The organism is Alishewanella aestuarii B11 (assembly GCF_000280055.1).
GTDB classification, from domain to species: Bacteria; Pseudomonadota; Gammaproteobacteria; order Enterobacterales; family Alteromonadaceae; genus Alishewanella; species Alishewanella aestuarii.
Map to the genome: position 1 here is coordinate 89,199 of NZ_ALAB01000011.1, position 26,707 is coordinate 115,905.

General features: G+C 50.8%; 26 protein-coding genes and 5 tRNA genes. 21 read left to right on the forward strand and 10 right to left on the reverse strand.

What is annotated here, in order from left to right; genetic code table 11:
* Nucleotides 1–3: 3 nt before the first annotated feature.
* Nucleotides 4–2,490, reverse strand: a complete 2,487-nt coding sequence (gene fadE, locus AEST_RS06385) for an acyl-CoA dehydrogenase FadE (RefSeq protein ID WP_008607881.1) — start codon at nt 2,488–2,490, stop codon at nt 4–6.
* A gap of 213 nt (nt 2,491–2,703) precedes the next feature.
* On the opposite strand from fadE, the gene AEST_RS06390 reads away from it, so the two are divergent.
* A complete protein-coding gene (locus AEST_RS06390; protein WP_008607883.1) occupies nt 2,704–3,474 on the forward strand; it encodes a class II glutamine amidotransferase in 771 nt (256 codons plus the stop codon).
* Here the strand turns inward: AEST_RS06390 and AEST_RS06395 are convergent.
* The 7 genes from AEST_RS06395 to cmoA all read right to left on the reverse strand — a co-directional run bounded on the left by AEST_RS06395 (nt 3,442) and on the right by cmoA (nt 9,040).
* Nucleotides 3,442–4,212: a DUF3108 domain-containing protein gene (locus tag AEST_RS06395; protein ID WP_238534568.1), complete on the reverse strand. Its 771-nt coding sequence runs from the start codon at nt 4,210–4,212 to the stop codon at nt 3,442–3,444. The two genes, AEST_RS06390 and AEST_RS06395, sit on opposite strands and share 33 nt — an antisense overlap.
* The gene (gene purN, locus AEST_RS06400; RefSeq protein ID WP_008607886.1) at nt 4,190–4,852 is read right to left on the reverse strand and encodes a phosphoribosylglycinamide formyltransferase; all 663 of its coding nucleotides are present in this window, start codon (nt 4,850–4,852) and stop codon (nt 4,190–4,192) included. Before purN ends, AEST_RS06395 begins: the two co-directional genes overlap by 23 nt.
* A gap of 9 nt (nt 4,853–4,861) precedes the next feature.
* Nucleotides 4,862–5,905: a phosphoribosylformylglycinamidine cyclo-ligase gene (gene purM / locus AEST_RS06405; protein WP_008607887.1), complete on the reverse strand. Its 1,044-nt coding sequence runs from the start codon at nt 5,903–5,905 to the stop codon at nt 4,862–4,864.
* Between the two features lie 74 nt (nt 5,906–5,979).
* The gene (locus AEST_RS06410) at nt 5,980–6,387 is read right to left on the reverse strand and encodes a DUF6278 family protein (RefSeq protein WP_008607889.1); all 408 of its coding nucleotides are present in this window, start codon (nt 6,385–6,387) and stop codon (nt 5,980–5,982) included.
* Between the two features lie 12 nt (nt 6,388–6,399).
* Nucleotides 6,400–7,287, reverse strand: coding sequence for a LysR family transcriptional regulator (locus tag AEST_RS06415; protein WP_008607890.1), 888 nt, complete (start codon nt 7,285–7,287; stop codon nt 6,400–6,402).
* Between the two features lie 56 nt (nt 7,288–7,343).
* Nucleotides 7,344–8,309: a tRNA 5-methoxyuridine(34)/uridine 5-oxyacetic acid(34) synthase CmoB gene (cmoB, locus tag AEST_RS06420; RefSeq protein ID WP_008607891.1), complete on the reverse strand. Its 966-nt coding sequence runs from the start codon at nt 8,307–8,309 to the stop codon at nt 7,344–7,346.
* Between the two features lie 2 nt (nt 8,310–8,311).
* A complete protein-coding gene (gene cmoA / locus AEST_RS06425; protein WP_008607893.1) occupies nt 8,312–9,040 on the reverse strand; it encodes a carboxy-S-adenosyl-L-methionine synthase CmoA in 729 nt (242 codons plus the stop codon).
* A 251-nt stretch (nt 9,041–9,291) separates the two neighbouring features.
* On the opposite strand from cmoA, the gene aspS reads away from it, so the two are divergent.
* From aspS to AEST_RS06510, 17 genes are all read left to right on the forward strand, one after another.
* Nucleotides 9,292–11,067 (forward strand): aspartate--tRNA ligase, encoded by a 1,776-nt coding sequence (gene aspS, locus AEST_RS06430; RefSeq protein WP_008607895.1) that lies wholly within the window; start codon nt 9,292–9,294, stop codon nt 11,065–11,067.
* Between the two features lie 90 nt (nt 11,068–11,157).
* Complete coding sequence (locus tag AEST_RS06435) at nt 11,158–11,901, forward strand: YebC/PmpR family DNA-binding transcriptional regulator (RefSeq protein WP_008607897.1); 744 nt, start codon at nt 11,158–11,160, stop codon at nt 11,899–11,901.
* Nucleotides 11,902–11,903: 2 nt separating this feature from the next.
* Nucleotides 11,904–12,428 carry a crossover junction endodeoxyribonuclease RuvC gene (ruvC, locus tag AEST_RS06440; RefSeq protein ID WP_008607898.1) on the forward strand — a complete coding sequence of 175 codons (525 nt, stop codon included), beginning with the start codon at nt 11,904–11,906 and terminating at the stop codon, nt 12,426–12,428.
* Between the two features lie 9 nt (nt 12,429–12,437).
* Nucleotides 12,438–13,058 carry a Holliday junction branch migration protein RuvA gene (ruvA, locus tag AEST_RS06445; protein WP_008607899.1) on the forward strand — a complete coding sequence of 207 codons (621 nt, stop codon included), beginning with the start codon at nt 12,438–12,440 and terminating at the stop codon, nt 13,056–13,058.
* A gap of 3 nt (nt 13,059–13,061) precedes the next feature.
* Nucleotides 13,062–14,072 (forward strand): Holliday junction branch migration DNA helicase RuvB, encoded by a 1,011-nt coding sequence (gene ruvB / locus AEST_RS06450; RefSeq protein ID WP_008607900.1) that lies wholly within the window; start codon nt 13,062–13,064, stop codon nt 14,070–14,072.
* An 883-nt stretch (nt 14,073–14,955) separates the two neighbouring features.
* Nucleotides 14,956–15,645, forward strand: a complete 690-nt coding sequence (tolQ, locus tag AEST_RS06455; RefSeq protein WP_008607902.1) for a protein TolQ — start codon at nt 14,956–14,958, stop codon at nt 15,643–15,645.
* Nucleotides 15,645–16,070, forward strand: a complete 426-nt coding sequence (gene tolR / locus AEST_RS06460; protein WP_008607903.1) for a protein TolR — start codon at nt 15,645–15,647, stop codon at nt 16,068–16,070. The genes tolQ and tolR overlap by 1 nt, the downstream gene beginning before the upstream one ends.
* Nucleotides 16,060–17,025 carry a cell envelope integrity protein TolA gene (gene tolA, locus AEST_RS06465; RefSeq protein WP_008607905.1) on the forward strand — a complete coding sequence of 322 codons (966 nt, stop codon included), beginning with the start codon at nt 16,060–16,062 and terminating at the stop codon, nt 17,023–17,025. The genes tolR and tolA overlap by 11 nt, the downstream gene beginning before the upstream one ends.
* A gap of 2 nt (nt 17,026–17,027) precedes the next feature.
* Complete coding sequence (gene tolB / locus AEST_RS06470; protein ID WP_039925207.1) at nt 17,028–18,374, forward strand: Tol-Pal system beta propeller repeat protein TolB; 1,347 nt, start codon at nt 17,028–17,030, stop codon at nt 18,372–18,374.
* A 37-nt stretch (nt 18,375–18,411) separates the two neighbouring features.
* Nucleotides 18,412–18,930: a peptidoglycan-associated lipoprotein Pal gene (gene pal / locus AEST_RS06475; protein ID WP_008607908.1), complete on the forward strand. Its 519-nt coding sequence runs from the start codon at nt 18,412–18,414 to the stop codon at nt 18,928–18,930.
* A gap of 50 nt (nt 18,931–18,980) precedes the next feature.
* Entirely contained in the window at nt 18,981–19,742 is a 762-nt protein-coding gene (gene ybgF / locus AEST_RS06480) for a tol-pal system protein YbgF (protein ID WP_238534569.1), read from the forward strand.
* 189 nt (nt 19,743–19,931) lie between these two features.
* Nucleotides 19,932–20,007 (forward strand) — tRNA-Lys (locus AEST_RS06485).
* Between the two features lie 27 nt (nt 20,008–20,034).
* Nucleotides 20,035–20,110, forward strand: a tRNA-Lys gene (locus AEST_RS06490).
* An 18-nt stretch (nt 20,111–20,128) separates the two neighbouring features.
* Nucleotides 20,129–20,204 (forward strand) — tRNA-Lys (locus tag AEST_RS06495).
* Between the two features lie 20 nt (nt 20,205–20,224).
* Nucleotides 20,225–20,300: transfer RNA gene (locus AEST_RS06500), tRNA-Lys, on the forward strand.
* 74 nt (nt 20,301–20,374) lie between these two features.
* The gene (gene nadA, locus AEST_RS06505) at nt 20,375–21,433 is read left to right on the forward strand and encodes a quinolinate synthase NadA (RefSeq protein WP_008607910.1); all 1,059 of its coding nucleotides are present in this window, start codon (nt 20,375–20,377) and stop codon (nt 21,431–21,433) included.
* 104 nt (nt 21,434–21,537) lie between these two features.
* Nucleotides 21,538–21,627: transfer RNA gene (locus tag AEST_RS06510), tRNA-Ser, on the forward strand.
* Nucleotides 21,628–22,216: 589 nt separating this feature from the next.
* On the opposite strand, the gene AEST_RS06515 is transcribed toward AEST_RS06510, so the two are convergent.
* Nucleotides 22,217–22,723, reverse strand: coding sequence for a DUF4124 domain-containing protein (locus tag AEST_RS06515; RefSeq protein ID WP_008607912.1), 507 nt, complete (start codon nt 22,721–22,723; stop codon nt 22,217–22,219).
* Between the two features lie 179 nt (nt 22,724–22,902).
* Here AEST_RS06515 and AEST_RS06520 point away from each other — a divergent pair, with 179 nt between their 5' ends.
* The 3 genes from AEST_RS06520 to AEST_RS06530 are packed head-to-tail and all read left to right on the forward strand — an operon-like array spanning nt 22,903 to nt 24,967.
* Nucleotides 22,903–23,541: a hypothetical protein gene (locus tag AEST_RS06520; protein ID WP_039925210.1), complete on the forward strand. Its 639-nt coding sequence runs from the start codon at nt 22,903–22,905 to the stop codon at nt 23,539–23,541.
* Nucleotides 23,538–24,221 carry a hypothetical protein gene (locus tag AEST_RS06525; protein ID WP_039925211.1) on the forward strand — a complete coding sequence of 228 codons (684 nt, stop codon included), beginning with the start codon at nt 23,538–23,540 and terminating at the stop codon, nt 24,219–24,221. The genes AEST_RS06520 and AEST_RS06525 overlap by 4 nt, the downstream gene beginning before the upstream one ends.
* Complete coding sequence (locus AEST_RS06530) at nt 24,218–24,967, forward strand: hypothetical protein (protein ID WP_008607915.1); 750 nt, start codon at nt 24,218–24,220, stop codon at nt 24,965–24,967. Before AEST_RS06525 ends, AEST_RS06530 begins: the two co-directional genes overlap by 4 nt.
* 48 nt (nt 24,968–25,015) lie before the next feature.
* On the opposite strand, the gene AEST_RS06535 is transcribed toward AEST_RS06530, so the two are convergent.
* The gene (locus AEST_RS06535) at nt 25,016–26,581 is read right to left on the reverse strand and encodes a sensor domain-containing diguanylate cyclase (protein WP_039925212.1); all 1,566 of its coding nucleotides are present in this window, start codon (nt 26,579–26,581) and stop codon (nt 25,016–25,018) included.
* Between the last annotated feature and the right edge of the window lie 126 nt (nt 26,582–26,707).

The window sequence follows — 26,707 nt, forward strand, 5'->3', positions numbered from 1 at the left end:
CGATTACGCGGCTTCAGCGTTCTTTGCTTCGGCTTTCAGGGCTTCAGCGCCATTGGCTTGCTGCTTTAATGATTTATCCGCGGCCAGATATTCCGGCTCGAAGTCATCAACGTTAATCACAAATAAGCGGCTTTCTTCTGCTTTACGCAGTAAGGCGGCTTCCTGCTGATTAATCACGCCCAGCTGTAAACCCTCATCTGCCACTTCATGCAGCCGGAAGAAAGGTAAACGTTTACCGGACGCTTTGCTGACCTTATCAAACAGGGGCTCTGCAGCCAGAATATCCAGCAGCGCCTGCTCAACACGGCCTAACTGATTACCTGGCTCTACCGTCAGATACAGGTGTTTACCCAAACGATTACGGGCTTCACAAGGTGTCATCATAATCCGCGATACCTGATGATCCAGTTTATCTGACGGCTTACGCAAGGTACGGCCAAACGGGAACACGATACGCTTTAATACCACGCCGACAACGCGGTTCGGGAAGTTATCGAACAATTCGGTTAAGGCGACCTGAGCGCGGAACAGGTTATCTTCACAGGCCCACTGCACCAGCGGTAAATCCTGCACCTGACGGCCTTCATCCTGATAACGCTTTAACACAGATGACGTGATATACAGCATACTAAGAATATCACCCAGTCGCGCTGAAATCCGTTCACGACGTTTTAAATCACCACCCAGGGTGCCCATGGCCACATCAGACATCAGTGCCAGTGCTGCGCTAAAGCGGTTCATTTGCTTGTAGTAGCGGGCGGTATCATCGTTGTAAGGGGCGTGACTAAAGGCGCCGCCGGTTAACGATAACCAGAAGGTGCGGAAGAAATTACTGATCGCAAAGCCGATATGGCCAAACAGTGCCTTGTCAAAAGCCGTGACAGCTGCGCCTTCGTCTGTCAGTTGTGCTGCCTGCAGTTCAGCCAGTACAAAAGGATGGCAACGGATCGCGCCCTGACCGTAAATAATCATATTCCGGGTCAGGATATTGGCACCCTCTACGGTAATGGCTACCGGTGCACCCTGATAACCGCGGGCCAGGTAGTTGTTCGGGCCCATACAGATCCCCTTACCACCATGCACGTCCATCGCATCAATAATGGCCTGACGCATACGTTCGGTCATATGGTATTTGGTAATAGCAGAGATCACCGACGGCTTTTCGCCCAGGTCAATCGAACTCACTGACATTGCCGTTGACGCATCGGCCATGTAGGCATAACCGCCAATCCGCGCCATCACTTCTTCTACGCCTTCCATCTTACCAACAGGTAATTTGAACTGACGACGAATACGGGCATAGGCACCGGTTGCCAGCGCCACAGCCTTGATACCACCGGTACTGTTCGATGGCAGCGTAATAGCTCGGCCCACTGATAAACATTCCACCAGCATCCGCCAGCCCTGGCCCGCCATTTTCGGACCACCGATAATATAATCCAGCGGCACAAATACCTCAGTACCCTGAGTTGGACCATTCTGGAACGGTACATTTAGCGGGAAGTGACGGCGGCCAATTTTAACACCAGGGGTATTAGCAGGGATCAGCGCACAGGTGATGCCCAGATCTTCTTTATCACCCAGCAGTTTGTCCGGATCTTGCAGTTTGAAAGCCAGGCCCAGTACAGTGGCGATCGGTGCCAGCGTGATATAACGCTTATTCCAGGTCAGGCGCATGCCGAGAATTTCCTCGCCATTCCACTGACCTTTACATACCACACCAAAATCCGGAATGGCACCGGCGTCAGAGCCGGCTTCCGGGCTGGTCAGGGCGAAGCAGGGCACATCGATACCCTTGGCCAGACGCGGTAAATAGTAGGCTTTTTGCTCATCAGTACCATAATGCTGCAACAGTTCGCCCGGGCCTAAGGAGTTTGGCACGCCGACGATGCTGGATAACATCATGCTCTTACTGGTCAGTTTTTGCAGCACGCAAGACTGGGCAAAGGCAGAAAATTCCAGACCACCGTATTCTTTCTTGATGATCATGGCAAAGAAGCCTTTGTCTTTCAGGTACTGATACACTTCCGGGGCCAGATCGGCCCGCTCATGGGTGGCATGCCAGTCGTCGAACATTGCCAGCACTTCTTCTACCGGGCCGTCTAAAAAGGCCTGCTCTTCAGCGCTTAAACGCGGCTGCGGGTAGTTGTGCATCTTGTGCCAATCCGGATTGCCACGGAACAGATCGCCTTCCCACCAGGTGGTACCGGCGTCAATGGCTTCTTTTTCGGTGCTGGACATTTCCGGCATAATCTTGCGATACAGCTTTAACAGCGGTTTGGTCAGGTGCTGTTGACGCACGGACGCAATGTTCAGGGGTAAGGCAATGGCTAAAAAGACCAGCCAGGCGAAAACGCCTGCGACGCCACTAAAGGTACCCAGTAGTAGGATAGCGCCGAGTACGGCGGTAAATAATGTCAGGCTGGCGCGGTGATAGGCGAGAACGCCCGTCGCCACCAGCAGGGCAACACAAAGCAGAAACACACTCATTGTAAACTCCTGTGATAAGAGGTCTGACCACTAAAGCTTTAGCTTAGAATGCTTTAAGCCAAGTTGCAAGCAATTCGTGTTGATGCGCTGGCGTTGCAGCTGTCAACAAAAGTTGCAGACACTGTTAGTTACGTTTTAGCATAGCAAGCAGATGTGAAATGTACCGCTAAACAGTGGGGTTTTTCCGGAGTTTTCAGATGCGGAGACGGGCAGTTGTGTGAATTATTAGGCATGTCAGCTAATGTGCCAACGGATATTTGCTTTAGCTTTAAAGGCTTAAAGGAACGTGGTGGCCGCACTGGGCCGCATAAAGACGGTTGGGGCGTGGCGTTCTACGAAGGTAAGGGCGTGTGTACCTTTAAGGATGCCTTGCCCAGCTATCAGTCAGAAATCGCCCGCCTGGTATCCGACTATCCAATCAAAAGTACGGCCGTGGTGGCCCATGTGCGGCAAGCTAACAGCGGTCGCGTTGGCCTTGAAAATACTCACCCTTTTACCCGCGAGCTGTGGGGCCGTTATTGGACCTATGCCCACAATGGCCAGCTAAAGGATTTCCGCCAGTTAGCGGTTGAGCGCTTTCAGCCGGTAGGGACTACCGACAGTGAACGGGCGTTTTGCTATCTGCTGAGTGAGCTGGTGAAACGCTATCCCAATCGTAGTCCTGGCCCTAAAGCGGCGATGCGCTTTATCGCCCGGCTGTTACCGCGCCTGCAACAGCTGGGAGTGTTTAATATGCTGCTAACGGATGGCGAGTATGTGCTGGCATTTTGCACCACCAAGCTGCATTGGATCACCCGCCGCGCACCCTTTGGTGTGGCGCGCTTGTCTGATGTTGATGTGGATATTGATTTTAGCCGGGAAACCACACCCAAGGATGTGGTCACCATTATTGCCACAGAGCCACTGACTAACAACGAGCAGTGGCATAAGATGCAACCGGGGGAGGCGCAGTTATTCCGTTTCGGTGAGCCGCTCGGGCGCTAAACGCTGTAGCCACTCTAATTTGTGGAGCTGCACGTCAAATTGCTCGACATTATCTTCACCACGCCATAGACGTACCAGCATATAATCCAGCTCCGGTGCTACCCAGGCCAGCACCTGCTTATCGCTGTTTTCTTCTACCCGGGCGATCCGGATGGCGCGCAGGTTGCCATAGGGCAGGGCCAGTGGCTCTTCCAGTTCCACCCGGTAATGGTAGGTGCGGCTATTACCATCCCGGTTCAGCACCTGATAACTGAACTCCGTTTTACCGGCTTTCAGATCCGTTACCAGTTGTTGATGGTAACTAAGCGGATCCAGCCAGTTATCCTGCCATGGGATCTGTTTCAAGGTGGCTCTTTTGCCAGTCAACACCTGTTGCTGTTGCCAGTCCAGCCGCCATTCGTAATGCCGGTTGCTGCCGGTACCGCTGCGTTTCATCAGATAATGTACAGGCCGGATCTGCCCTTGTTCTACCTTAAACTCTGATAATTCACTGCGTTTATCACTAAACACCAGCCAACTGATATCACTGCTGTAGCCCATTTCATAATGCTGGCCTTTATCGTGCAGATAGCGACGGGCTTTACCATGGTTTTTACCGGCACGATAAATTAAATATTCGGCGTTAAAGGTGCTGAAGGCTGGCGCCTCGACCGTGACAGGGGCTGCAGCCTGAGCTGCAGCGCTGAGTAAACAGGTGCTAATTAATACGGCAGCGCTATGGCGCAACCTCGACATCATCCTCATCCTGGGCATAACCTTGTGCTGGAAGTACGTTACCGTCTAACCATGCCTCATTTGCCCGTTGTTGTAAACGGTCCTGACAGAACCAGCGCACCACCAGCGGATAGATCTGATGTTCCTGCGCATGAACCCGCTCTGCTACGATTGAAGCATCGTCCCCCGGGAAAATGGGTACCTTGGCCTGTAAAATTACCGGACCACCGTCCAGTTGCTCGGTAACAAAATGTACGCTGCAACCATGTTCGGTATCACCTGCGTCAATTGCCCGCTGGTGGGTAGCCAATCCCTGATACTTAGGTAGCAAAGAAGGGTGAATGTTCAATAATTTACGGGAAAAGTGCTGCACAAATTCTGCAGTCAGGATGCGCATAAAGCCAGCCAGTACAATCAAATCAGGCTTAAATTGCTCAATCGCAGCAATCAGCGCCTGATCATAGGCTTCCCGGCTGTCGAAACCTTTGTGACTAAGCACTGCGGTACTGATACCGGCGGCTTCAGCCCGTTTTAAACCAAAGGCGTTTGCTTTGTTCGAGATCACCCCGGTAATCTTACCGGGGATAAAGCCCGCAGCACAGCTATCCAGCAGGGCTTGCAAATTGCTGCCACTGCCGGAAATCAGCACGACGATAGATTTCATGCTGCCTCGTTACTCGTTGATAATAACCAACTGCTCGTCAGCCGCTGCAGCCTGGATTTCACCCAGATGCCAGGCGGTTTCACCGGCTTGCTGTAATTGTGACAGGGCATTATCGAGTTGTGCAGCTGGTACTACCACAATCATCCCCACGCCACAGTTAAAGGTGCGGTACATTTCATGGCGGCTGATATTGCCCTGCTGTTGCAGCCAGTCAAAAATCGCCGGCCACTGCCAGCTCTTGCCATTAATCACGGCCTTGGTATCGGCTGGTAACACCCGTGGAATATTTTCCCAGAAGCCACCGCCAGTGATATGACACAAAGCATGTACCGGTGTAGTTTTAAACAGTGCCAGCAGATTCTTGACATAAATGCGGGTTGGCTCCAGCAGATGATCAGCCAGTGACTTGCCTGCCAATAACGTGTCAGGGGATTGACCTGACACTTCCAGTACCTTGCGGATCAGTGAAAAGCCATTAGAGTGTGGGCCAGAAGACGCTAAGGCAATCAGTTGATCGCCGGGTTGGACTTTAGTGCCATCGATAATATCGGCTTTTTCGACCACGCCGACGCAGAAACCGGCGATATCATAGTCATCACCATGATACATGCCTGGCATTTCAGCGGTTTCACCGCCAACCAGTGCACAGCCTGACTGGACACAGCCTTCCGCAATACCGGCTACCACGCGCGACGCCGTATCGACATCTAATTTACCAGTGGCGTAATAATCGAGGAAAAACAGCGGTTCGGCACCCTGTACTACCAGATCGTTCACGCACATCGCAACCAGATCGATGCCTACGCCATCATGGCGTTTTAAATCCATCGCCAAGCGTAACTTAGTGCCGACACCGTCGGTACCTGACACCAGCACCGGTTCTTTATAACCGGCAGGGATCTGGCACAGCGCGCCAAAACCACCGAGGCCACCAATGACTTCCGGACGGGTGGTGCGCTTAACCGCGCCTTTGATCCGATCAACCAGCGCATTACCTGCGTCTATGTCTACTCCGGCGTCTTTATAGCTTAAAGATGTTTTCTGCTCGCTCACGGCTTTCCTCGAATGGCTTGGGGGTTGGCTAAAGAGGGCGCTATTTTACCTTTTTAACGGCGCCGACAAAAGCCTTACTGTGTAGCATTCTCACGTGCCTGACGCAGATAGTCCTGCAAGCTGATACTGTCATGGTTCACAATTTTATGGTAACACACTGATGCAAAAGGAAATTCCTTGTCGCCAAAACCTACCGCCATATAGGGTGCACTTTCATCCGCCGTATTATTTTGCCATTGGCCACCAACGTGGCGGATAAAGACTTCACCAATATAGGCACCAATAATGTTACAGAGGGTAAACAGCAGCTCACTGGAATGGGGTTTGCTCTGCTGATCCTGATGCAAGCGGGATAACAGCTGGTCGACTTGGTGCAGGCTATCCAGACTGTAATCTAGTGTCAGTTGGTGCTGCTCGGCAGCATAACCTACGGCATCTGCTGCAGATTGCTGCATCAGTGTACTCAGTTCCTGTGATTGCATAATGTCTCCTGATTATTTTTGATGTGCGGCCAGTAACAGTTGGCGCAATTGCCGGCTGCCAGGCCCCAGTGTTTCTTCTTGTGGTGCCAACAGGCTCATGGGTACCAGCCGCTCGGTACTTTGTTTAAGCGGTAAGCGGCAGAGTTGTCCGCTATCAAGCTGTGATTGCACCACAAAGTCGGGTAGCCAACAAAAGCCCAGGCCCAACTGCAAGATTTCGACGGCTTCGTAAAAGTTATCGACTGTCCAGCGTTGCTCTGCCTTTAACCAGCCCATATGCTCCTGCGGTTTAACCGCCGTATCGCGGATCACGATCTGCAGCTGCTGACTCAGTTCATTCTGATCCAGGCTTTCGATAGCCGCTAACGGATGCTGACAGCCCACTACCGGAATAAAGCGAGTCACATACAGCGGTTCACTGAGGTAGCCTTTGGGCACCACGCCAGTAATCACCAAGTCCGCTTTTTTCTGGGTAATAATTTCACTGGTGCCGGTCAGTACGGTATCAATAATTTGCACCCGGCTGCCGCGACTCAGCGGATAAAAGGCCTGTAGCGCCTGATATAAAAACTGTTTCGGATAGGCCAATTCCGTCGCGATGCGGATCTCCGGCTCCCAGCCCTTGTCCAGGTTATCGGCCAACAACTCTAAGTCTTCAATTTGCTGGGTCAGAATACGGGAGCGGCGCAACATCACTTCACCGGCTGCTGTGAGCTGGGCTTTGCGGCCAATGACTTCCAATAATTCCACCCCAAGCTGCGATTGCAATTTGGCCACCGCATGATTGAGTGAGGATTGGCTTTTGTTCAGTAACTCGGCGGCCTGAGCATAGCCGCCGGCGTCTACGACAGCCTGTAAAATACGCCATTGTTCAAGGGTGGACTTTGGTCGAAATGGCATAGAATACTTTGCTCCTGCTAGGGCGTGTTGACGTTTGCTGCTTGTTGTTGCAGCCGTTACACCCGGGCCAGCACCACGGCCCGTAGTGGTGCCGGATAACCTTCAATGGTCTTACTATGATCATTCGGATCGAGAAAATCAATCAGACTTTCATTTTCCATCCAGGCTGTGGCGCGCTGCTCTTCCAGGCTGGTGGTATTCAAATCAACCACCCGTATATCTTTAAAGCCGAGCCGGTTTAACCAGTGGCATAAGGCGGCGGTACTGGGGATAAACCAGACATTACGCATCTTGGCATAGCGCTCACCCGGCACTAACACTGTTTGCTCGTCGCCTTCGACCACTAAGGTTTCCAACACCAGCTCGCCTCCCGGCCGCAGTTGTTGCTTTAATTGCTGTAAAAAATCCAGCGGTGAGCGGCGATGGTATAACACCCCCATCGAAAACACCGTATCGAACTGCTTTAAGGCGGGCATCTCGTCGATTCCAATCGGGATTAAATTCACCGCCGGATCCGGATTAAAGTGTTTAATGGCTTGAAACTGCGCATAAAACAGTTGCGACGGGTCGATACCGACCACAAAACGGGCGCCGGCACCGCGCATCCGCCATAAGTGATAGCCGCTGCCACAGCCGACATCAAGCACGGTGCGGTTAGTTAAATTACTGATATGCGGCAATACGCGCTGCCATTTCCAATCCGAGCGCCACTCGGTATCAATGTCAATGCCGTGAATGGAGAAGGGGCCTTTGCGCCAGGGTTTTAATTGTTGTAATAAATAGCGAATGCGTTCGGCTTCGCCGGCGCTGATATCAGCGGCTGTACCGAATTTCACCTCCTGCTGTAGCTCAACGACCGAGGGCCTGGTTACGGGCAAATGCTGCAACACCTTTTGCCAGCTGGCAAAGTCACCATGTAGCGCTTCTTTGCGCCAGTTGGCCAGTTGGGCCGGTAAGGTTTCCAGCCAGGCGTTTAACTGGTTTTGCGCCAGGGCGGCATAAAAGGGAGAAAAATCCAGCATGCTTAATCCTTAATTGCCAGCATTGAGCAGAAGTTAAAACACTGAAACCATAGTGTTTGCGTGTTAAAACCAGCTTGCTGCAGTCTGCTACGGTGGGTTTGCAGGCTATCCGGACGCATCACATTTTCCAGTGCGGTACGCTTTTGGCTGATTTCCAGTTCACTGTAGCCATTGGCGCGTTTAAAGTCGTGGTGCAGGTCAATCAGCAGCTCATTGGTCAGGCTATCGTCGTTAATAAATTTCTCGGACAGGATCAGCAGGCCACCTGGCTTTAAGCCCTGATAAATTTTATTAATCAGCGCACTACGATCCTCAGGCGCTAAAAACTGCAGCGTAAAGTTCACCACGACAACGGCGGCATGTTCAATCGCCACATCACGGATATCGGCCAGCAGGATCTCCACCGGCACCTCAGAGCGAAATGCCTGTAAGTGCAGCTGACAACGCTCGACCATCGCTGCACTGTTATCGACACCAATGATCCTGCTATTAGCGGCACTAATATTGCGGCGCATCGCTAGCGTACCAGCACCCAGTGAGCAACCGAGATCATAGTAATGACTGTCAGGCTGTTGAAAGCGGGCGGTAAGCTTACCAATGGTCTGAATAATAGTCTGATAGCCGGGTACCGAGCGCTGAATCATATCCGGGAATACTTCGGCCACGGCCGCGTCAAAGCGAAAATCGGCAATATGGGCCAGCGGATCGGCATATACCTGATCTTTTTGCATCTTAATTTCTCAATAAGGGCACGATATGACCGGCATTTTAACGCAAAGGCGGGCACTTTTCTGCAGTTAATCGTTACAGCCGTAGGGCTTTACTGCTTTTCCAAAGCGGGCAGTGACATTAAAGCGCATTTCGCTATAATTAGCGCCCATTAAATAGATACACTATCAATTTCGACAGCCGCGCAGACAAAAACCGTGGTTGTCGCCAGATGACAGGTGTGGCACTTCAGCTTGAATGAAAGGAAAGGTTAATGCGTAGCCATTATTGCGGTAAGTTAACGGCAACAGAAGTTGGGCAAGACGTCACCTTAAGTGGTTGGGTCAACCGGCGGCGGGATCTGGGCGGTCTGATTTTTATTGACTTGCGTGACCGTGAAGGTCTGGTGCAGGTGGTATGTGACCCGGATTTAAAAGATTTGTTCGATGTTGCCTATACCGTGCGTAATGAATACTGCATTCAGATAAAAGGCCAGGTGCGGGCGCGTCCGGCATCCCAGGTCAACCAGGATATGGCCACTGGCGCGGTAGAAGTTTATGCCAGTGAGCTGACCATTCTGAATAAAGCCGCGCCACTACCGCTGGACTTTAACCACGAAAACAGTGAAGAGCAGCGCCTGAAATACCGCTACCTGGATTTACGCCGGCCGCTGATGAGCGACCGGCTGAAATTCCGCGCCAAGGTCACCAGCTTTGTGCGCAATTTTATGGACAGCCAGGGCTTTTTAGATGTCGAAACGCCGATCCTGACCAAGGCCACGCCAGAGGGCGCGCGCGATTATCTGGTACCCAGCCGCACGCACAAAGGCCAGTTCTTTGCGTTGCCACAATCACCACAGCTGTTTAAGCAACTGTTGATGATGTCAGGTCTGGATCGCTACTACCAGATCGTGAAATGCTTCCGTGATGAAGACTTACGGGCCGATCGCCAGCCGGAATTTACCCAGATCGATATCGAAACCTCCTTTATGACGGCGCCGGAAGTGATGGCGGTGACCGAGCAGATGGTACGTGAGATGTTCCAGAGCCTGCTGAATGTCGATTTAGGCGATTTCCCACGGATGCCGTATTGGGAAGCGATGCGCTTATACGGTTCCGACAAGCCGGATTTACGCAACCCGATGCAGTTTGTCGATGTGGCTGACTTATTAAAAGACGTCGAATTTAAAGTCTTCTCCGGCCCGGCTAATGATCCAAAAGGCCGCGTTGTGGCATTAAAGGTCCCCGGCGCTGCCGAGGAAATCTCCCGCAAAGATATCGATAACTACACCAGCTTTGTTGGCATCTATGGCGCCAAGGGGTTAGCCTGGTTGAAAGTTAACGATCTGGCAGCAGGCGCTGAAGGTATCCAGTCACCGGTAGCCAAGTTCTTAAGCGCCGACATTATTACCGAAATTCTGGTCCGTACCGGCGCGGCGAATGGCGATTTAATTTTCTTTGGTGCCGATAGCTACAAGGTTGTCTGCGAAGCCATGGGGGCACTGCGCTTAAAGCTCGGCGAAGACTTAAAACTGACGGTACCGGGTTGGAAACCGCTATGGGTGGTAGACTTCCCGATGTTTGAAGAAAACGATGATGGCAGTTACTCGGCAGTGCACCACCCGTTTACCTCGCCACTGGACACGGCGCATTTCCTGAATACCCCGAATAACGAGCTCAAGCTCGGTGAGCTGTTATCCAATGCCTATGATATGGTATTAAACGGCACTGAATTAGGTGGAGGCTCAGTGCGGATCCATACCGCTGAAGTGCAGGCCAAGGTCTTTACCTTATTGGGCATTAGCGATGAAGAAGCCGCCGAGAAATTCGGTTTCCTGCTCGAAGCGTTAAAATACGGCGCGCCACCGCATGCCGGTTTGGCCTTTGGCCTGGATCGCCTGGTGATGTTGATGACCGGCGCGACCTCCATCCGTGATGTGATGGCGTTCCCGAAAACCGCTACTGCAGCCTGTCCGCTCACGGACGCACCGGGTGCCGCTAATCCAGCCCAGCTAGCCGAACTGGGTATTCAGGTGGCGGTCAAAGCCTGAGTTTAAGCAGCGAAACAATCGCTAAGCTTGTGCAGTGGGCATTGCCCACTGCGTCTTTACCCCGCAGTTTTTACAAGCACAGGAGCACCGATGGCTGGACACAGTAAATGGGCCAATATGAAGCATCGTAAGGCCCGCCAGGATGCGAAGAAAAACAAAATCTGGACCAAGATGATCCGCGAGCTGACCACCGCAGCCCGCATCAGCCCCGATGTTGCCGCTAACCCACGCTTACGTTTGGCCGTCGACAAAGCCTTAAGTGAAAATATGACCCGCGATACCATTGAGCGCGCCATTAAACGCGGCGCCGGTATGCAGGACGGTGAGCAATACGAAGAACTGGTCTACGAAGGCTATGGGCCGGGTGGGGTCGCGGTTATCGTTGAAACCATGACCGACAATAATAAGCGCACTGTGGCTGATGTGCGGCATGCCTTTAGCAAATACGGTGGTAACCTGGGTACCAGCGGTTCAGTCGCCTATATGTTTCAACGCAAGGGCGTGTTGTTGTTTGCGCCGGGCATTGATGAAGATCAGCTGCTGGAGTTGGCGTTGGATGCCGGTGCCGATGATGTACAAAGCCATGATGATGGCAGCCAGGAAGTGCTGACCAGCCCGGAGGCCTTCAGTGCCGTCAAAGATGCGTTAGCGGCAGCTGGCTTTACTGCCGAATCAGCAGAAATCACCCTGTTACCGGATACCCGCGCTGAACTGGATGCCGAGACCGCGGCCAGGTTTATTAAAATGCTCGACGCGCTGGAAGACTCAGACGATGTGCAAAACGTTTACCATAATGCCGACATTAGCGACGACATTATGGCGACACTGGAGTAAGCTTGGCGATTATTCTGGGTATCGACCCCGGCAGCCGGCTGACCGGCTATGGCGTGATTAAGCAGCTTGGCGGTAACTTTAGTTATGTCGCCAGCGGCTGTATCCGTACCGGTACCGATGAGCTGTCGGAGCGGTTGATCCGCATTTTTAACGGCGTAAGCGAAATTATCGCCCAAACTCAGCCCACCGTCTTTGCGATTGAGCAGGTCTTTATGGCGCGTAATGCCGACTCGGCGTTAAAGCTGGGGCAGGCTCGGGGGGCGGCTATCGTCGCCGCCTGCCATGCCGGGCTGTCGGTGTTTGAGTATTCTGCCCGTCAGGTGAAACAGGCGGTGGTTGGTACTGGCGCGGCCGATAAAGCGCAGGTACAGCATATGGTGCGCTATCTGTTGAAGCTGCCAGCTAACCCGCAAGCTGATGCTGCTGATGCACTGGCAGTAGCGCTGTGTCATGGTCATACCCAGCAGAGTCTGGTCAGTCTGGCCGGGCAGGCCAGTAAAACGGTACGCGGTCGTTTACGTAAATAAGGAAAGCTGATGATTGGTCGTTTACAAGGCACTATTCTGGAAAAACAACCCCCGGATCTGCTTATTGATGTTGGTGGTGTGGGTTATGAAGTGCAGCTGCCACTGACCAGCTTTTATGAATTACCGGACGTGGGCAAAACCGCTATCCTCTATACCCACTTTGTGGTGCGTGAAGATGCACAGTTACTCTATGGTTTTAGTAACCCGACCGAGCGTAGCTTATTTCGCCAGTTGATTAAAGCCAATGGCGTCGGCCCTAAGCTGGCGCTGACTATTCTATCCGGCATGACCGCGCAACATTTTGTGCGTTGCGTGCAGTTTGACGATATCAGCACCTTAATTAAGCTTCCTGGGGTCGGTAAAAAGACGGCGGAGCGTCTGGTGATTGAGATGCGCGACCGCCTAAAGGATTGGGGTGTGACACCACAAACGCCGGTAACCGATAAGCTACTGCTCAGTGATGATGAAGCTATTTTCGCGCCGCCAGCCACAGCCGAGCAGGATGCGATTGGCGCTTTGCTGGCCTTGGGGTATAGTCAGGCACAGGCCGCGAAAGCGGTAAAACAGTATTTGACGCCGGGGATTAGCAGCGAGCAGCTAATCAAGGCAGCCTTAAAGAGTATGATTTAAGCCATGATTGAAGCCGATCGCCTGCTGCAGCCGGGAATATTAAAAGAAGAAGAAGTGATTGACCGTGCGATACGGCCAAAAAGTCTGGCAGATTATACCGGTCAGCAGCATGTGCGCGAACAAATGGCGATCTTTATCGAAGCGGCCCGAGGCCGGGGCGATCCACTGGATCACTTACTGATTTTCGGCCCGCCGGGTCTGGGTAAAACCACGCTGGCGATGATTGTCGCTAACGAAATGGGCGTTAATATTAAAACCACCTCTGGCCCGGTGCTGGAAAAAGCCGGGGATCTTGCCGCGCTGTTAACCAATCTGGAGCAGAATGATGTGCTCTTTATTGATGAGATCCATCGCTTAAGTCCGGTGGTGGAAGAGATCCTGTATCCGGCGATGGAAGACTATCAGCTGGATATTATGATTGGCGAAGGGCCAGCCGCACGCTCGATCAAACTTGATCTGCCACCTTTTACGCTGGTGGGTGCCACCACTCGTGCCGGTGCCTTAACCTCACCCCTGCGCGACCGCTTTGGCATAGTGCAGCGGCTGGAATTTTATAAGGTAGAGGAGCTGAGTCAGATTATTCAGCGCTCAGCCCATTATCTGAATATGCAACTGGACGTGGCAGGGGCGACCGAAATTGCCCGCCGCTCGCGCGGCACACCGCGTATTGCCAACCGGCTGCTGCGCCGGGTGCGCGATTATGCGCAGGTAAAATCCAATGGTGTCGTGTCTATCGAGGTTGCCTCAGCCGCATTAAAAATGGTCGATGTCGATGCCGAGGGCTTTGATTATATGGACCGTAAGCTATTAACAGCTATTATTGACAGCTTTATGGGCGGGCCAGTGGGGCTGGATAACCTGGCGGCAGCGATCGGCGAAGAGAAAGAAACCATTGAAGATGTGATAGAGCCGTTTTTGATTCAGCAGGGTTTTATTCAGCGTACACCGCGCGGCCGTATCGCCACGCCAAGAGCTTATCGCCATCTGGGCTTTGACTTGCCCGAGGCGAAATAAGTCGAGTTAAAAAAAAGCCCGCTCAATGAGCGGGCAAGCAACAAGTTGAAGGAGTGCTTCAATAAATCCAGGGAACATGTTTGGAGCAAACAACAAAACCTCTCTCACAAAGTCTCATTGTTAAGTGAACTGTCTAAACAACCAAAACTCGCTACCAACTTTCTGGTTGTCTTTGCGCTAGCTCAGAACACCTGCGTATCTTAAAGATTTGGAGTAATTACTTCAAACGAGAAAAACTGACACTTTGCCATTAAAAAAACTAATGGATATTCCGAATGCTGCAGTAGGGAATGCCCAGCAACTTAACGGGTAAATCTGTAGATTTGTCGCTTGTTCATCCAGCGTTAAGCTTGGTTGCCCAAGATAAGCTTCGTGATACTTTAAGTCGGTAAAAATGATTTGTTCGGTAGTCGGTTTTACTACTGAATCCAGAATGCAGGCCGTGTTTTAATACCGCTGTAACACATTCTGATTTCGGGCAGAAAAACAAGTGGCGGCGCTAAAAAAATATAGTTGTGAAAAGCGATGCCAACCGATTGAGTTAAATTGCAGGCTTAATTATCATACAGGCGCGAAAAATCGTCGTTTCAGCTCATGCAGTTGCAGGCTTGTCTCAAAGTTGTTGTCGCCAGCACCATAGCGGTGGCATACGGACAAGTAAACCTGATTAACTCCCTGATTAATGAGGAAAAGCGCGCACCAGTGGGTAGCGTGCCCTTGCGGGTGAGCGAATGATACAACGACGGTTTTACGCATTAAGCTAAGCCCTTAGCTGCCGGTACAGGACAACTGAACCAACTTTGGTTGACTCAGTCTTGTCATATCAGTACCTTAGCATCAAAGGCTGCAAGTAATTCATTCGTTTAAACAGAGGTGCCAACAGGTGACAGGTTCAGGTGAAATTTCGATTCTGCATTTATTGCTCGAAGCCAGTATTGTGGTGCAGGCGGTTATGTTGATCCTGGTTGGTATGTCGATCACCTCCTGGGCGATGATTTTTAAACGCAAAAAAGTATTGAAAGCCGCACTGGATGACGCGAAAAAGTTTGAAGACCGTTTCTGGTCCGGTGTTGATCTGTCAAAGCTGTACGCCGAAGTCAGTGCCCGGCAGCAGGCAGATGGTCTGGAGTCATTATTTAAAGCTGGTTTTAAAGAGTTTGCCCGTTTGCACAAAAGCAGCCGCCAGTCAGCAGCCGTCATGGACGGTACTCACCGCGCGATGCGCGTTGGCTTGTCGCGCGAAGTAGAGCGCTTAGAGCAAGACCTGCCTTTTCTGGCTACCGTTGGTTCGATCAGCCCTTACATCGGTTTGTTTGGTACCGTATGGGGTATTATGAATTCCTTTATTGCACTGGGTTCAGTGCAACAAGCCACCTTGTCGATGGTCGCGCCGGGTATCGCTGAAGCCTTGATTGCGACTGCCATTGGTTTATTTGCTGCTATCCCGGCGGTTATCGCCTACAACAAGTTTTCGCACGAAGTTGAACAAATTGAAAGCAGCTACGTCAATTTCGTGGAAGAGTTTGCCAATATCCTGCATCGTCAGGCTGTCAGTAGCGGTGAGGCAGCCTGATGTATACCCGTAAAAAGCGTCGCCCGGTAGCTGAGATTAACGTCGTACCCTATATCGACGTTATGCTGGTGCTGTTGGTGATTTTTATGGTGACCATGCCGATCATTACCCAGGGCGTGAATGTTGAGCTGCCAAAATCTGCGGCTGAGCCAATCGCGCAGATGCAAGATGGCAAAACGCCGTTAATTGCGACTGTCGATGAAGGTGGCCTGTATTACTTTGAAAAAGACGGCAAACAGCAAGGTCCTTTTACGTCTTCACAATTACAGGTAGAAGTCGCCAGCTGGTTAACGATTGAACCTGGCACTCAGGTGATCGTCAAAGGGGATGGCCGCGTTGATTACAATTCCGTGATCCGCTTAATTAATGTATTAAAGCAAGCCGGTGCGCCGGCTGTCGGGTTGATGACGGACAATGAAGTTTGAACTGAGTGAAAAGTGGTGGCAAACCCCACTGGCTAAGTCGGTTGGGTTACATGTGGCGCTGGTATTGGGTTTGGTGATTAGTAGTTTAAGCTTTTGGCCAAAACCCACCCAGATTACTTTGTCCGGCGAAGCCGGCAGTGCCAGTGCTGAGCCGCCACCACCGCCGCCGGCACCGGTGCAGGCAGTGGCGATTGACCGTCAGGTGTTGGAACAACGTGTTGCGGAAATTCAAAAGCAACAGGAAGATGCTAAGCGCGCAGAAGAGCAGCGCATTCGTGACTTAGAGCGTCGTGCCCAGCAGGCAGAGCGCGCCCGGGCACAGGAAGAAGCTCGCTTAAAGCGGGTAGCGGAAGAGAAACGTAAGGCTGACGAAGCCGCCGCAGCGTCAAGACGTGCTGCAGCGGATGCCAAGAAGCAGCAGGAAGCCGAAGCGGCAAAAGCACGGGAAGCTGAACAGCAGCGTGCTGCGCGGGAGCAAGAGCGCAAGAAGGCCGAAGAAGCGGCTAAAGCGGCTGAAGCAAAGCGCAAAGCTGAACAGGAAGCTCTGGCTAAAGCCCAGGCTGAACGTGAGCGTCAGGCCAGAGAGCAGCGTGAGCGGGCAGAGCAGGAGCGGATGCTGCAAGAGCAACTGGCCGCTGAAGCCGAAGCCAGACGCCGTGCCCGTGCACAGCAGGCCGTAACCGAAGTACAACGTTACACGGCAATGATCAGTGATGCGATTACCCGCAATCTGATTAAAGATGAGTCTACCATGCGTGGTCGCTCGTGCCGGGTAAACATCCGTTTGGCGACTAATGGTTTTGTAACCAGCGTCAACGTCATCAGTGGCGACAGGGTAGTGTGCGACGCTGCCGTACGGGCAGTAAACCGGGCCGGAACCTTACCGATGTCTCAGGATCCGGATGTGTATAATCAGTTAAAAGATATAACCTTAACGGTGGCACCTGAATTTTGATTATGACTAGATTACTTCGAAGCGTGTTTTGCAGTGTTTTGTTACTGCTGGGGGTGCAGGCGCAAGCCTCACTGGAAATTATTATCACTGACGGTGTGGACTCAGCGCGGCCTATCGCGGTGTTGCCTTTCACCTTTAAAGGCACCAACCTGCCTCGTGAGAATATTGCTGAGGTGGTAGCGGCTGACTTAATGCGCAGCGGTAAGTTTAGCCCTATTCCTTTTATCAAAATGCCACAGCGGCCCTCCAAATCTGCCGAGATTAACTTCTCTGCCTGGGCGCGTGAGGGCGTTGAAGCTATCGTCATGGGTGAGATCACCGAAATTGGTATCGACCGTTATAGTGTTAGCTTTGAACTGATTGATGTATTAAAGGGCAATAGCGGCCTGAGTACGCAGATGCTGAATGCCGGCCAACTGGTAGGCAGTAGTCAGTTTATTCTGGACAGTCGTGAAACGGTGATTAACGGCGGTCAGTTCCGGCAGTACGCTCACAGAATCAGCGATATCGTTTACGAAAAGCTGACCGGTGAACGCGGCGCTTTCCTGACCAAAATCGCTTATGTGCTGGTTAAACCGCGCGACGAGTTTCCGTATCAATTGATCGTGGCCGATTACGATGGTTATAACCCTCAGGTGTTACTGCGCTCGAAAGAGCCGTTAATGTCACCGGATTGGTCACCTGATGGTACCAAGTTGGCTTACGTCACTTTTGAAAAGCGTCAGGCGCAGATCTATATCCAGGATATCTACACTGGCCGGCGCACCATTTTAACCGCCTTCCCGGGTATTAACAGCTCGCCGCGTTGGTCACCGGATGGCCGTCGTATGGCAATGGTGTTATCTAAAGACGGTAATGCGGAAATCTATGTGATGGATATCGCAACTAAGGCATTAACCCGGGTCACCAACCATCGCGCTATCGATACCGAGCCGAGTTGGTCACCAGATGGTAAAGAAATTGTATTTAGCTCGGAGCGTGGCGGTAATCCGCAGCTCTACACCGCAAATTTAGCAACAGGTGATACCCGTCGGTTAACTTTCCAGGGTGAAATGAACCTGGCCGGGACTTTTTCGCCTGATGGCCAATCCATAGTGATGGTAAATCGTACAAATGGACGCTATCATTTAGCACGTATGGATCGGCAGAGCCGTTTTTTACAAGTGTTAACCACGACGAATCTTGATGAGTCGCCCAGTGTTGCACCAAACGGTTCTATGATAATATACAGCACCATGCATGGTAACTCGCAGGTGTTGGCGCTAGTTTCTATGGATGGGCGTTTTAAAGCACGACTACCGGCGTCTGATGGACAAGTTAAATCGCCGGCCTGGTCACCTTTTTTATAAAACAAAAACTTGGTAAATTTAATCTAAGGACAACATTATGAACTTAAACAAAGTGTTAAAAGGTTTATTAGTTGCAGTTCCGGTATTAGCACTGGCAGCTTGTAGCTCTAAATCTTCTACTGGTGCCGGTGATGCCGACACTTCAGCAACTACTCAAACTGTACAGGTTGAGCGCGTAGATCCAAACGCTTCTGCTGCTGAGCAAATGCGTTTAAAAATGGAAGCTCTGCGTCGTGAAAACACTGTTTACTTCGACTTCGACAAATCGACTATCCGTCCAGAGTTTGCTGAAGTATTACAAGCACACGGTGAGTTCCTGCGCGCTAACCCAAGCGTACGTGTAACTATCGAAGGTCACACTGACGAGCGTGGCACTCCAGAGTACAACATCGCCCTGGGCGAGCGTCGTGCACTGTCTGTAGTACAGTACTTACAGAACCTGGGCGTAAGCGCTGGTCAACTGTCTACTGTTAGCTACGGTGAAGAGAAGCCAGCTGTTCGTGGTACCAACGAAGCAGCTTACGCACAAAACCGTCGCGCAGTTTTAGTATATTAATTTAAACGGTACGAGTGAGGATGACAGTGAAGAAACCGCTGCTTATTGCAATGTCCTTAGTTAGTGCTGGTGTGCTGGCCAATCCGGCCCCGGTTACTGAGATAGGCAGAAGCGGCAGAGTTGCTTCTTCCACCACTGCTGTGGCAACAGGTTCTGTTGAACAGCGGCTGGCCGCTCTGGAGCGCGTGGTTGAAGCCCGTGCCGAAGCGCAGGTAAGAATGCAGCAACAACTGCAGATCTTGCTGGATGAAGTCAGTGAGCTGCGTGGTGTTACTGAAAACCACTCGTATCAGCTGGATGAAATCGTTCAGCGGCAACGTGATATTTACCAGGAAATCGAACGGCGGGTAAGTGCCGTGCAGGGCAGTGCTGGCAACAGCACTGCCAGTTCGGCAGCCGCAGCGAGTGGCCCGGCAGTCACGGTTTCGGGCAATGCCTCGGAAAATGACGCCTATGAGAGAGCGGTCAACTTAGTGCTGAAAGATCGGCGCTTTGATGCTGCTATTCCAGAATTTGAGAATTTTTTGCGTACCTATCCCAATTCAGTTTACGCGCCGAATGCTCACTTTTGGCTTGGTCAGTTATTGTTTAATAACAATGATAATGCAAAAGCCAAAACCTCGTTTGAGCGGGTGGTGACAAACTTCCCCGATTCGAACAAAGTAGCGGATGCGTTGTTGAAACTGGGGCAGATCGCCGAGCGGCAGAATGATAAGGCTACGGCCTTAACTCATTATCGCAAGGTGGTGTCAGCTCATGGCAGTACAACAGCTGCCAGGCTGGCGAAAGAGCGGATAGACGCGCTGAAATGATCGACCCGGCCAAGTGCCGGGTTTTTTAATTTTAGCCCCAGCGATCCAATGCATACCCAAGCGCTGCTTTATCCAACAAAGTCAGCCGCAGCCGCTGGCATTTTAAGCAAACAGCCCGCCTCAGCGCTTTTTTTCACAGTTTTTGGTTGCACAAATTCCGTAAATCAGTAAGATATGCGTCCGCGGTAGGGGTCATTAGCTCAGCTGGTAGAGCAGCGGACTTTTAATCCGTTGGTCGATGGTTCGAATCCATCATGACCCACCAAACCGCGCAAACAAGTAAATCCGAAGTGGGTCATTAGCTCAGCTGGTAGAGCAGCGGACTTTTAATCCGTTGGTCGATGGTTCGAATCCATCATGACCCACCACTTCGCATTATCCTGTTTGGGTCATTAGCTCAGCTGGTAGAGCAGCGGACTTTTAATCCGTTGGTCGATGGTTCGAATCCATCATGACCCACCACTTCTCGCGTTATCCTGTTTGGGTCATTAGCTCAGCTGGTAGAGCAGCGGACTTTTAATCCGTTGGTCGATGGTTCGAATCCATCATGACCCACCAAACAGCCTGATACTGTCTTTTTTGAATCGTCCCTTATATAATACCCGCCCTTATCAGCTGACTGAGTGAGCCTAATGGAGCAGCCGTTGTATTTTTCTGAGCAGGACTTCCGTTTCCCGAAAAAGCCTGTGCCATTAACTGACGAGCAAAAGCAGGCCTACAGGGCGCGCATTAAAGCACTGCTGGCCGCTAAAGATGCTGTGCTGGTCGCCCACTACTACACCGATCCGGAAATCCAGGCCCTGGCTGAGGAAACCGGTGGTTGTGTGTCAGATTCGCTGGAGATGGCCCGTTTTGGCAACCAGCATCCGGCAAAAACCCTGTTGGTAGCCGGGGTAAAATTTATGGGGGAAACGGCGAAGATCCTGACGCCGGAAAAAACCGTGATTATGCCAACGCTGGAAGCGACCTGTTCGCTCGACTTAGGCTGTCCTGCCGCCGAGTTCTCTGCATTCTGTGATCAGCATCCTGACCGAGTGGTGGTGGTTTATGCGAATACCTCTGCGGCAGTAAAAGCCCGTGCTGATTGGGTGGTTACCTCATCAATAGCGCTGGACGTGGTCGACTATCTGGATAGTCAGGGTAAAAAGATCCTGTGGGGCCCGGACAAGCATCTGGGTGCCTATGTGCAGAAGAAAACCGGCGCCGATATGCTGCTGTGGAACGGCGCCTGTATCGTGCACGACGAGTTTAAAGCCAATGCGCTACGTGAGCTGAAAAAGCAGCACCCGGAAGCCGCCGTATTGGTGCATCCAGAGTCACCGGATAGCGTAGTGGAGCTGGCCGATGCCGTAGGCTCCACCAGCCAACTGATTAAAGCGGCGCAAACCTTACCAAACCAACATTTTATCGTTGCGACTGACCGCGGTATCTTTTATAAGATGCAGCAGTTAATGCCGGAAAAAACCTTTGTCGAGGCGCCAACCGGCGGTAACGGTGCAACCTGTCGTAGCTGCGCCCATTGCCCCTGGATGGCGATGAACGGCTTAAAAGCCATTGAGGATGCGCTGCTAAGCCCAAGCGGCCATGAGATCTTTGTTGACGCCGCCTTACGCGAGCGGGCGCTGTTACCGCTTAACCGGATGTTGAATTTCGCCAAAGAGCAAAAGGTACAGGTAAAGGGCAACGCCTGAGTTGTGATTGCTTAAAATAGCGGCAACAACAGCGACCAACGCATTTAACCCTTGCACCGCCGCTGCTTTTTCCCTAGTATAGCGGCGCTTGCAGTGCAAGCCCCGGAGAGATGGCTGAGTGGCTGAAGGCGCACGCCTGGAAAGTGTGTTTAGGTTAACCCCTAACGAGGGTTCGAATCCCTCTCTCTCCGCCAGATAAATGAATAAGGCCCACGCCAAAAGCGTGGGCCTTATTCATTTATGCGGACGAGACTGAGGACTTGGTTCGAACCCTGCGGTTCGACAAATTCGCCGGGAGCGAATTTGGACGCACTTTAGTGCGGCCCGGAGGGCCAGCGCCAAGGATGGCGCTGGCAATCCCTCTCTCGGCCCACGCCAAAAGCGTGGGCCTTATTGTAGCCGCGCGATTAGTTTGAGAAAGTCCGCAGGTTAGTTTGAGAAAGTGCCGACTTGCAACCGCAGGTTAGTTTGAGAAAATTCGGGCAGTCCGGGTGCTTAGCTACTTCATTCACTATTAAGGCCACAGCTGTCGTATGAATAACTCCAGTTTCTGACTGCCTGTGCAATAGCTCCTCCGCTGAGTTCATCAAGCAAAGCAGGTCTGGGTTTGATTCCGTTAACGACTTAAATTGCTCTATTCGTTTAAACAAAGCATCGATTTTTAAACAGTTGCTAAACCCTCTGCGCAAACACCCTTTAAGCTGGCCATAAAACTCCCTTAATGTTAACAGTTCGGGAACAACATATAGCCAGTTGAAATTCTCGCAACAAATCAGGAACTGATTAATCGCGTTTTAAATCCTCTCTCAATCTATCGATGCGGTTATCCAGAGAACGGATGTCGGTATCGTATTGCATAGCTACTGCAGACATCTCTTTTGACAGTGACTCTTCCCAGGTGGCACCGGCCAGATTATTTGCAGCTGATTGCTTGGTTCGGCGAAGTTGTGCCATTTTTTGGTCACGCTCTCGCATCTTACGATTGCGCTCAGCAGTTAACCGGGTAATTTCCGTATTGATGTTCCGCTTCCTGATTGACTCGTTAATACGTGCCAATTCAGCTTCATGGTTAGCTGCAGGTTGGGTCGGCCTTGCCGTTTGTGTTACACTATCGTTTACCTGGGGTGGATCAGATTGAACTGAGTTTTCAGTTGAATATTGGGTTAACTCTGCATTATCAGCACAGGGCTGCTGGCTGTATTTTACAACGCCATTGACTTCACACTTATACACCTGTGCATAGGAACACACGGGGAATAACAGCGTGGTGGCAATTAATAGCTTGCGCATAGTGCAACCTCAAGTCCGTTTGTTATGTACCGAAGAATAGTAGCCTTACTGAGTTAAAAGTTCAAAGACTGCTGCCTTTCTGACCACTTAATGCTAAAAACTAGGTCTTGACTTTTTACGATATATAACTGAGAGTTGTCCCGCGTCCTAGGACATAGGACTTTCAGTTGGTGGTTAATATGAAAAGTCAAGATATCGTCGTGCTCTTCAAAATAGAGTCGCTCACACAGCGCTGGATCAATCCTAATCGGTATGATGCAGAGTTGCTTGTACCGCATGATTCGTCTATCGATTGGCTGGGCGATGCTCTTCTGCATAACGATGCGCCACCTGTTGCCTTCACTGAGAGTCTGTTTTCCGTAAGAGCCTTAGAGCAGGACACGGGGATCAGCAAATCTCAAGTTAGCTTAAGTCTGAAACGAATGTTTGACGTAGGTCTAGCAAAAGCCGATCGTAAAACCGGCTTACCCAAAACCAACACTCGCGCGCTGCTTGAATTCATCGCATACGGTATCCAATACGTTTTTCCTGCAAAAGAAGGCGAGGTGACCCGTGGGATCCCGACATCAATTGCTGCGCCGGTTCTGCAAGGTAAGTTAATGACTTCCGGGGAGCTCGCACCCATCTGGCCTTATTTCAAAGGGCAGACTAAAGGTGTGGCTGTTCAACCGTTACATGAAAATATCTTTGCCGCTATTCGAACAGATGATTTAACGTACGCATTATTAGCGCTAACCGATGCTGTTAGGATTGGCCATTCTCGGGAACGTGGGATCGCTATCGACATGATGCGTAAACTGTTGCGGGTAAGCTCATGAGTAAGATCAATTTCCAAAAAGAGATGCTAGTCCAGGTGGCCACTGCTCTGGATGAATTGCTGCCTCAGGTCGTGTTTATCGGCGGGTGTACCACCGGGCTATTTCTAACTGATGATTTCACCAAAGAGCAGGTTCGGTATACCGATGATGTTGACTTAATTGTGAACGTCGGTAGTTATTTTGACTGGACTCAACTGTCTGAGCGTTTGGGCCAGTTGGGTTTTCGTGATTCAATGGAGCAGGAAGTTATCTGTACTAAGATGCTCGGTCCACTGAAAGTGGACTTTATGCCGGATAATGCCGACATTCTCGGGTTTAGTAATCGTTGGTATCATGATGCGATGGCAACTGCTCGGGATTTTACGCTGACTGAGGCGATCACTATTAAGCTCGTCGAGCCGGTTTATTTTGTGGCCACAAAGCTTGAGGCGTATTTAGGGCGCGGAAACGGTGATGCGCTATCCAGCCACGATATTGAGGATTTGATTAATATCTTTGATGGACGCGCAGAAATCGTTGCTGAGGTTAACGCGGTTGATGGGGAGCTTAGAGACTTTATTCGAATTCAGCTTCAAGCGCTGCTTGACGATGCTAATTTTGAGTATGCCGTGCAAAGCGCGACAGGAAACAATAGCGCGCGGGAGTCACTCATTTTTGAGCGCATTGAGGCCTGTTTATGAGCGTAGCAGATATCGCTCAGCCTGAAGGCTTTATTGCGTTGCCAGGATCTGCTCAACTGCTGTACGACGATGCGACGGTAATATTTCGCTTTAAAGATCTCTTGTTGTTGGCGATGTTTGATATCTCAACGTCACGCCCCTTGCCAAAAGATCTATTATTAACGACCTTTAAAGCGTCTATCGATGATGCGATAGCCCGCTCTGAACTGGCTACAGAGCCCGTATCATTATTGAACACGCTGCAATGCTTCGCTGGGAAGCTCAATGAGCAGCTAAGCGGCGGATGTGTCAGTATCACGGTAGCGTTTATTGATGCGCAGAGGGTATGGGGCTATTGTGCTGGCGATGTGAGAATGGGCTATATGCGAGAAGGTGCGCTGAATTGGCTCTCGCCCGTTCATACCGCGGCGAACGTTTTTGTACCCTTTACTGACGAGCTCAAATCTTCATCAAACCGCCATGTCTTGACGCGGTGTTTAAAGCTTCACCGCGCTTTTGCGCCTGAATATTTTCAATTCGATCTACCTGATGATAGCCAGATTGTGTGTGCGACGGATGGATTTTGGTGTGATTTACATTGGGGCAATCCACAAAGCCTGGTAAGTGAGCCATCCCAACGCCCCTTCGATGATTGCACATGCCTGTGGTTTAACCCAAGCGCATTATTGGCAAAAGCTGCGCCGTCGCTGGCACACAATGAGCTGCAATTTATCTCGCAATACGACCACCTTGAGCTCCGTGCTTAATACAAAAAATCATAATTAAGTTTGGCCGTTTTTACCCAACGACATTTCCTATGATTGCCGAACCATCCCCAACTTCCGATTATTTTTCTCTACGTACATCGAGCGATCACTGGCGCTGATAATGTCATCAAGATCGTCTGGCAGCGATTCGAAAATGGCACAACCGACACTGGCTGAAACTGTCCGCTCGGTATTACCAAGGTTAAAGGTAACACAGCTCATTGCCTGTTTTAGCTCAGTATGTTTTTTGTAAACCTCGGCAATATGTTTAAAACTGGCGATTGCGATAAATTCATCACCGCCCAGTCGGCCGTAGACATCATGTTGTCGCATATTTTTAGTCAAACAGGCCGCAATTTGTTGTAGCGCCATATCACCAACATTATGGCCGTAGTTATCATTAATCGATTTGAAATCATCTGCATCTATATAAAAAGCGGCATACAGCATCTGGTCGTCCGGGTCAGACGCAGCAAGCGTTGCCAGTTTCGAGTTCAAACCTCTTCTATTTGCAATACCACATAATGGATCCAGATTAGCCGCTTGTTCAGCAATGTCTTTTTCCTGAGTAATCCGACTAACCCGTTGTGCCAACGCCAGCGCCAGAATAATAGATTCAATTGCCAGAGCGAACACAAAGCCATAGCGCTGTATAAAGGGGCTGTAGTTGAGCAACACCACACGAAACAACAGACTGAACAGCACTATCGATAACGCAATACAAATTAAACCTGCCTCACGGGTTCCCCGATAAGCTTGCACCAAGGATACGATAAACACCATCGTTACAATCAGCAAAGTACCGTAGCCCATAATGGCGCCAACCCAAAACAGCGGCAGACTTTCCGCAAAGAGTGCCCGCAGAATTGCGCAGCCACACACCACCAACGAAAAGCCAATAACAGCGTAATTTAAGTAGGGGAAATCTTGTTTGATATATAAAAAATTGGAAAAAAACCAGCTGGCACTCAGGACCGTGAAGCCAATACTCAAGATATAAGCGAATTTGTGCAGCTCGGCGATATCTTCACTGAAGAAGATGAACAGCTGGCCTTCCTGCAGTACTAAAAAAGCGGTCAGACAGGCAATATAAAAACCATATAACTTTAAGGCCGGCGCTTTAATTCTCCAGCCAACTACAAAAGACAGTAACATCAACGTAAAGCCTAAGCCATAAAAGCCGCCCATAATCAGACTATGCTGTTGGCTAGCCGTGAGAAAATCTTGCTGATACTGCCATTTAAAGCGGGGAGTGTATGCCTGTTCAGCTTCGAGTTTTAGGGTCGCCTTGAAAAGCCCCTGTGGCAACGCATAGGCGATTTGTCCTGCGGTAATAGTCAAACCGACTTCATTGCCAAGGTCCAGCTGATGGCTGATTAAACCGGGTCTTTGAAAAGTCAGCACGCCATCTTCTGCTAAATCACATTGCAATAAGAAAGCGTTTTGTCCTTTATAAAGCGGCACCAGAGTATTTTTGCCTGATTGCAGTTGCCAGTGCTCAATGCCGGTTGCCAGATTTCGGGTCAACTGACAACCGGCATCGGCAAATACCTTCGCAGAAAAGGTACCGGCGAGGAGTAACAATAACGTAATCTGCAGTATCCTTTGCAACAACTGTTTATCCTTACAATACGCGCTAAAAGATTCTGGCTTTAGCTTAACAGATTTTGTTTCTTATTTAGCCACTAAACAGTAAAATCTTAATTTATTAGGGCGTGTTGACGTTTGCTGCTTGTTTTT

Excerpts from the sequence above, each read along its gene's own strand:
- fadE (WP_008607881.1), bottom strand. The coding sequence starts at position 2,490 with ATGAGTGTGTTTCTGCTTTGTGTTGCCCTGCTGGTGGCGACGGGCGTT.
- AEST_RS06395 (WP_238534568.1), bottom strand. The coding sequence starts at position 4,212 with ATGATGTCGAGGTTGCGCCATAGCGCTGCCGTATTAATTAGCACCTGT.
- purN (WP_008607886.1), bottom strand. The coding sequence starts at position 4,852 with ATGAAATCTATCGTCGTGCTGATTTCCGGCAGTGGCAGCAATTTGCAA.
- AEST_RS06410 (WP_008607889.1), bottom strand. The coding sequence starts at position 6,387 with ATGCAATCACAGGAACTGAGTACACTGATGCAGCAATCTGCAGCAGAT.
- AEST_RS06415 (WP_008607890.1), bottom strand. The coding sequence starts at position 7,287 with ATGCCATTTCGACCAAAGTCCACCCTTGAACAATGGCGTATTTTACAG.
- cmoB (WP_008607891.1), bottom strand. The coding sequence starts at position 8,309 with ATGCTGGATTTTTCTCCCTTTTATGCCGCCCTGGCGCAAAACCAGTTA.
- cmoA (WP_008607893.1), bottom strand. The coding sequence starts at position 9,040 with ATGCAAAAAGATCAGGTATATGCCGATCCGCTGGCCCATATTGCCGAT.
- aspS (WP_008607895.1), top strand. The coding sequence starts at position 9,292 with ATGCGTAGCCATTATTGCGGTAAGTTAACGGCAACAGAAGTTGGGCAA.
- AEST_RS06435 (WP_008607897.1), top strand. The coding sequence starts at position 11,158 with ATGGCTGGACACAGTAAATGGGCCAATATGAAGCATCGTAAGGCCCGC.
- ruvA (WP_008607899.1), top strand. The coding sequence starts at position 12,438 with ATGATTGGTCGTTTACAAGGCACTATTCTGGAAAAACAACCCCCGGAT.
- ruvB (WP_008607900.1), top strand. The coding sequence starts at position 13,062 with ATGATTGAAGCCGATCGCCTGCTGCAGCCGGGAATATTAAAAGAAGAA.
- tolR (WP_008607903.1), top strand. The coding sequence starts at position 15,645 with ATGTATACCCGTAAAAAGCGTCGCCCGGTAGCTGAGATTAACGTCGTA.
- tolA (WP_008607905.1), top strand. The coding sequence starts at position 16,060 with ATGAAGTTTGAACTGAGTGAAAAGTGGTGGCAAACCCCACTGGCTAAG.
- tolB (WP_039925207.1), top strand. The coding sequence starts at position 17,028 with ATGACTAGATTACTTCGAAGCGTGTTTTGCAGTGTTTTGTTACTGCTG.
- pal (WP_008607908.1), top strand. The coding sequence starts at position 18,412 with ATGAACTTAAACAAAGTGTTAAAAGGTTTATTAGTTGCAGTTCCGGTA.
- ybgF (WP_238534569.1), top strand. The coding sequence starts at position 18,981 with ATGTCCTTAGTTAGTGCTGGTGTGCTGGCCAATCCGGCCCCGGTTACT.
- nadA (WP_008607910.1), top strand. The coding sequence starts at position 20,375 with ATGGAGCAGCCGTTGTATTTTTCTGAGCAGGACTTCCGTTTCCCGAAA.
- AEST_RS06515 (WP_008607912.1), bottom strand. The coding sequence starts at position 22,723 with ATGCGCAAGCTATTAATTGCCACCACGCTGTTATTCCCCGTGTGTTCC.
- AEST_RS06520 (WP_039925210.1), top strand. The coding sequence starts at position 22,903 with ATGAAAAGTCAAGATATCGTCGTGCTCTTCAAAATAGAGTCGCTCACA.
- AEST_RS06525 (WP_039925211.1), top strand. The coding sequence starts at position 23,538 with ATGAGTAAGATCAATTTCCAAAAAGAGATGCTAGTCCAGGTGGCCACT.
- AEST_RS06530 (WP_008607915.1), top strand. The coding sequence starts at position 24,218 with ATGAGCGTAGCAGATATCGCTCAGCCTGAAGGCTTTATTGCGTTGCCA.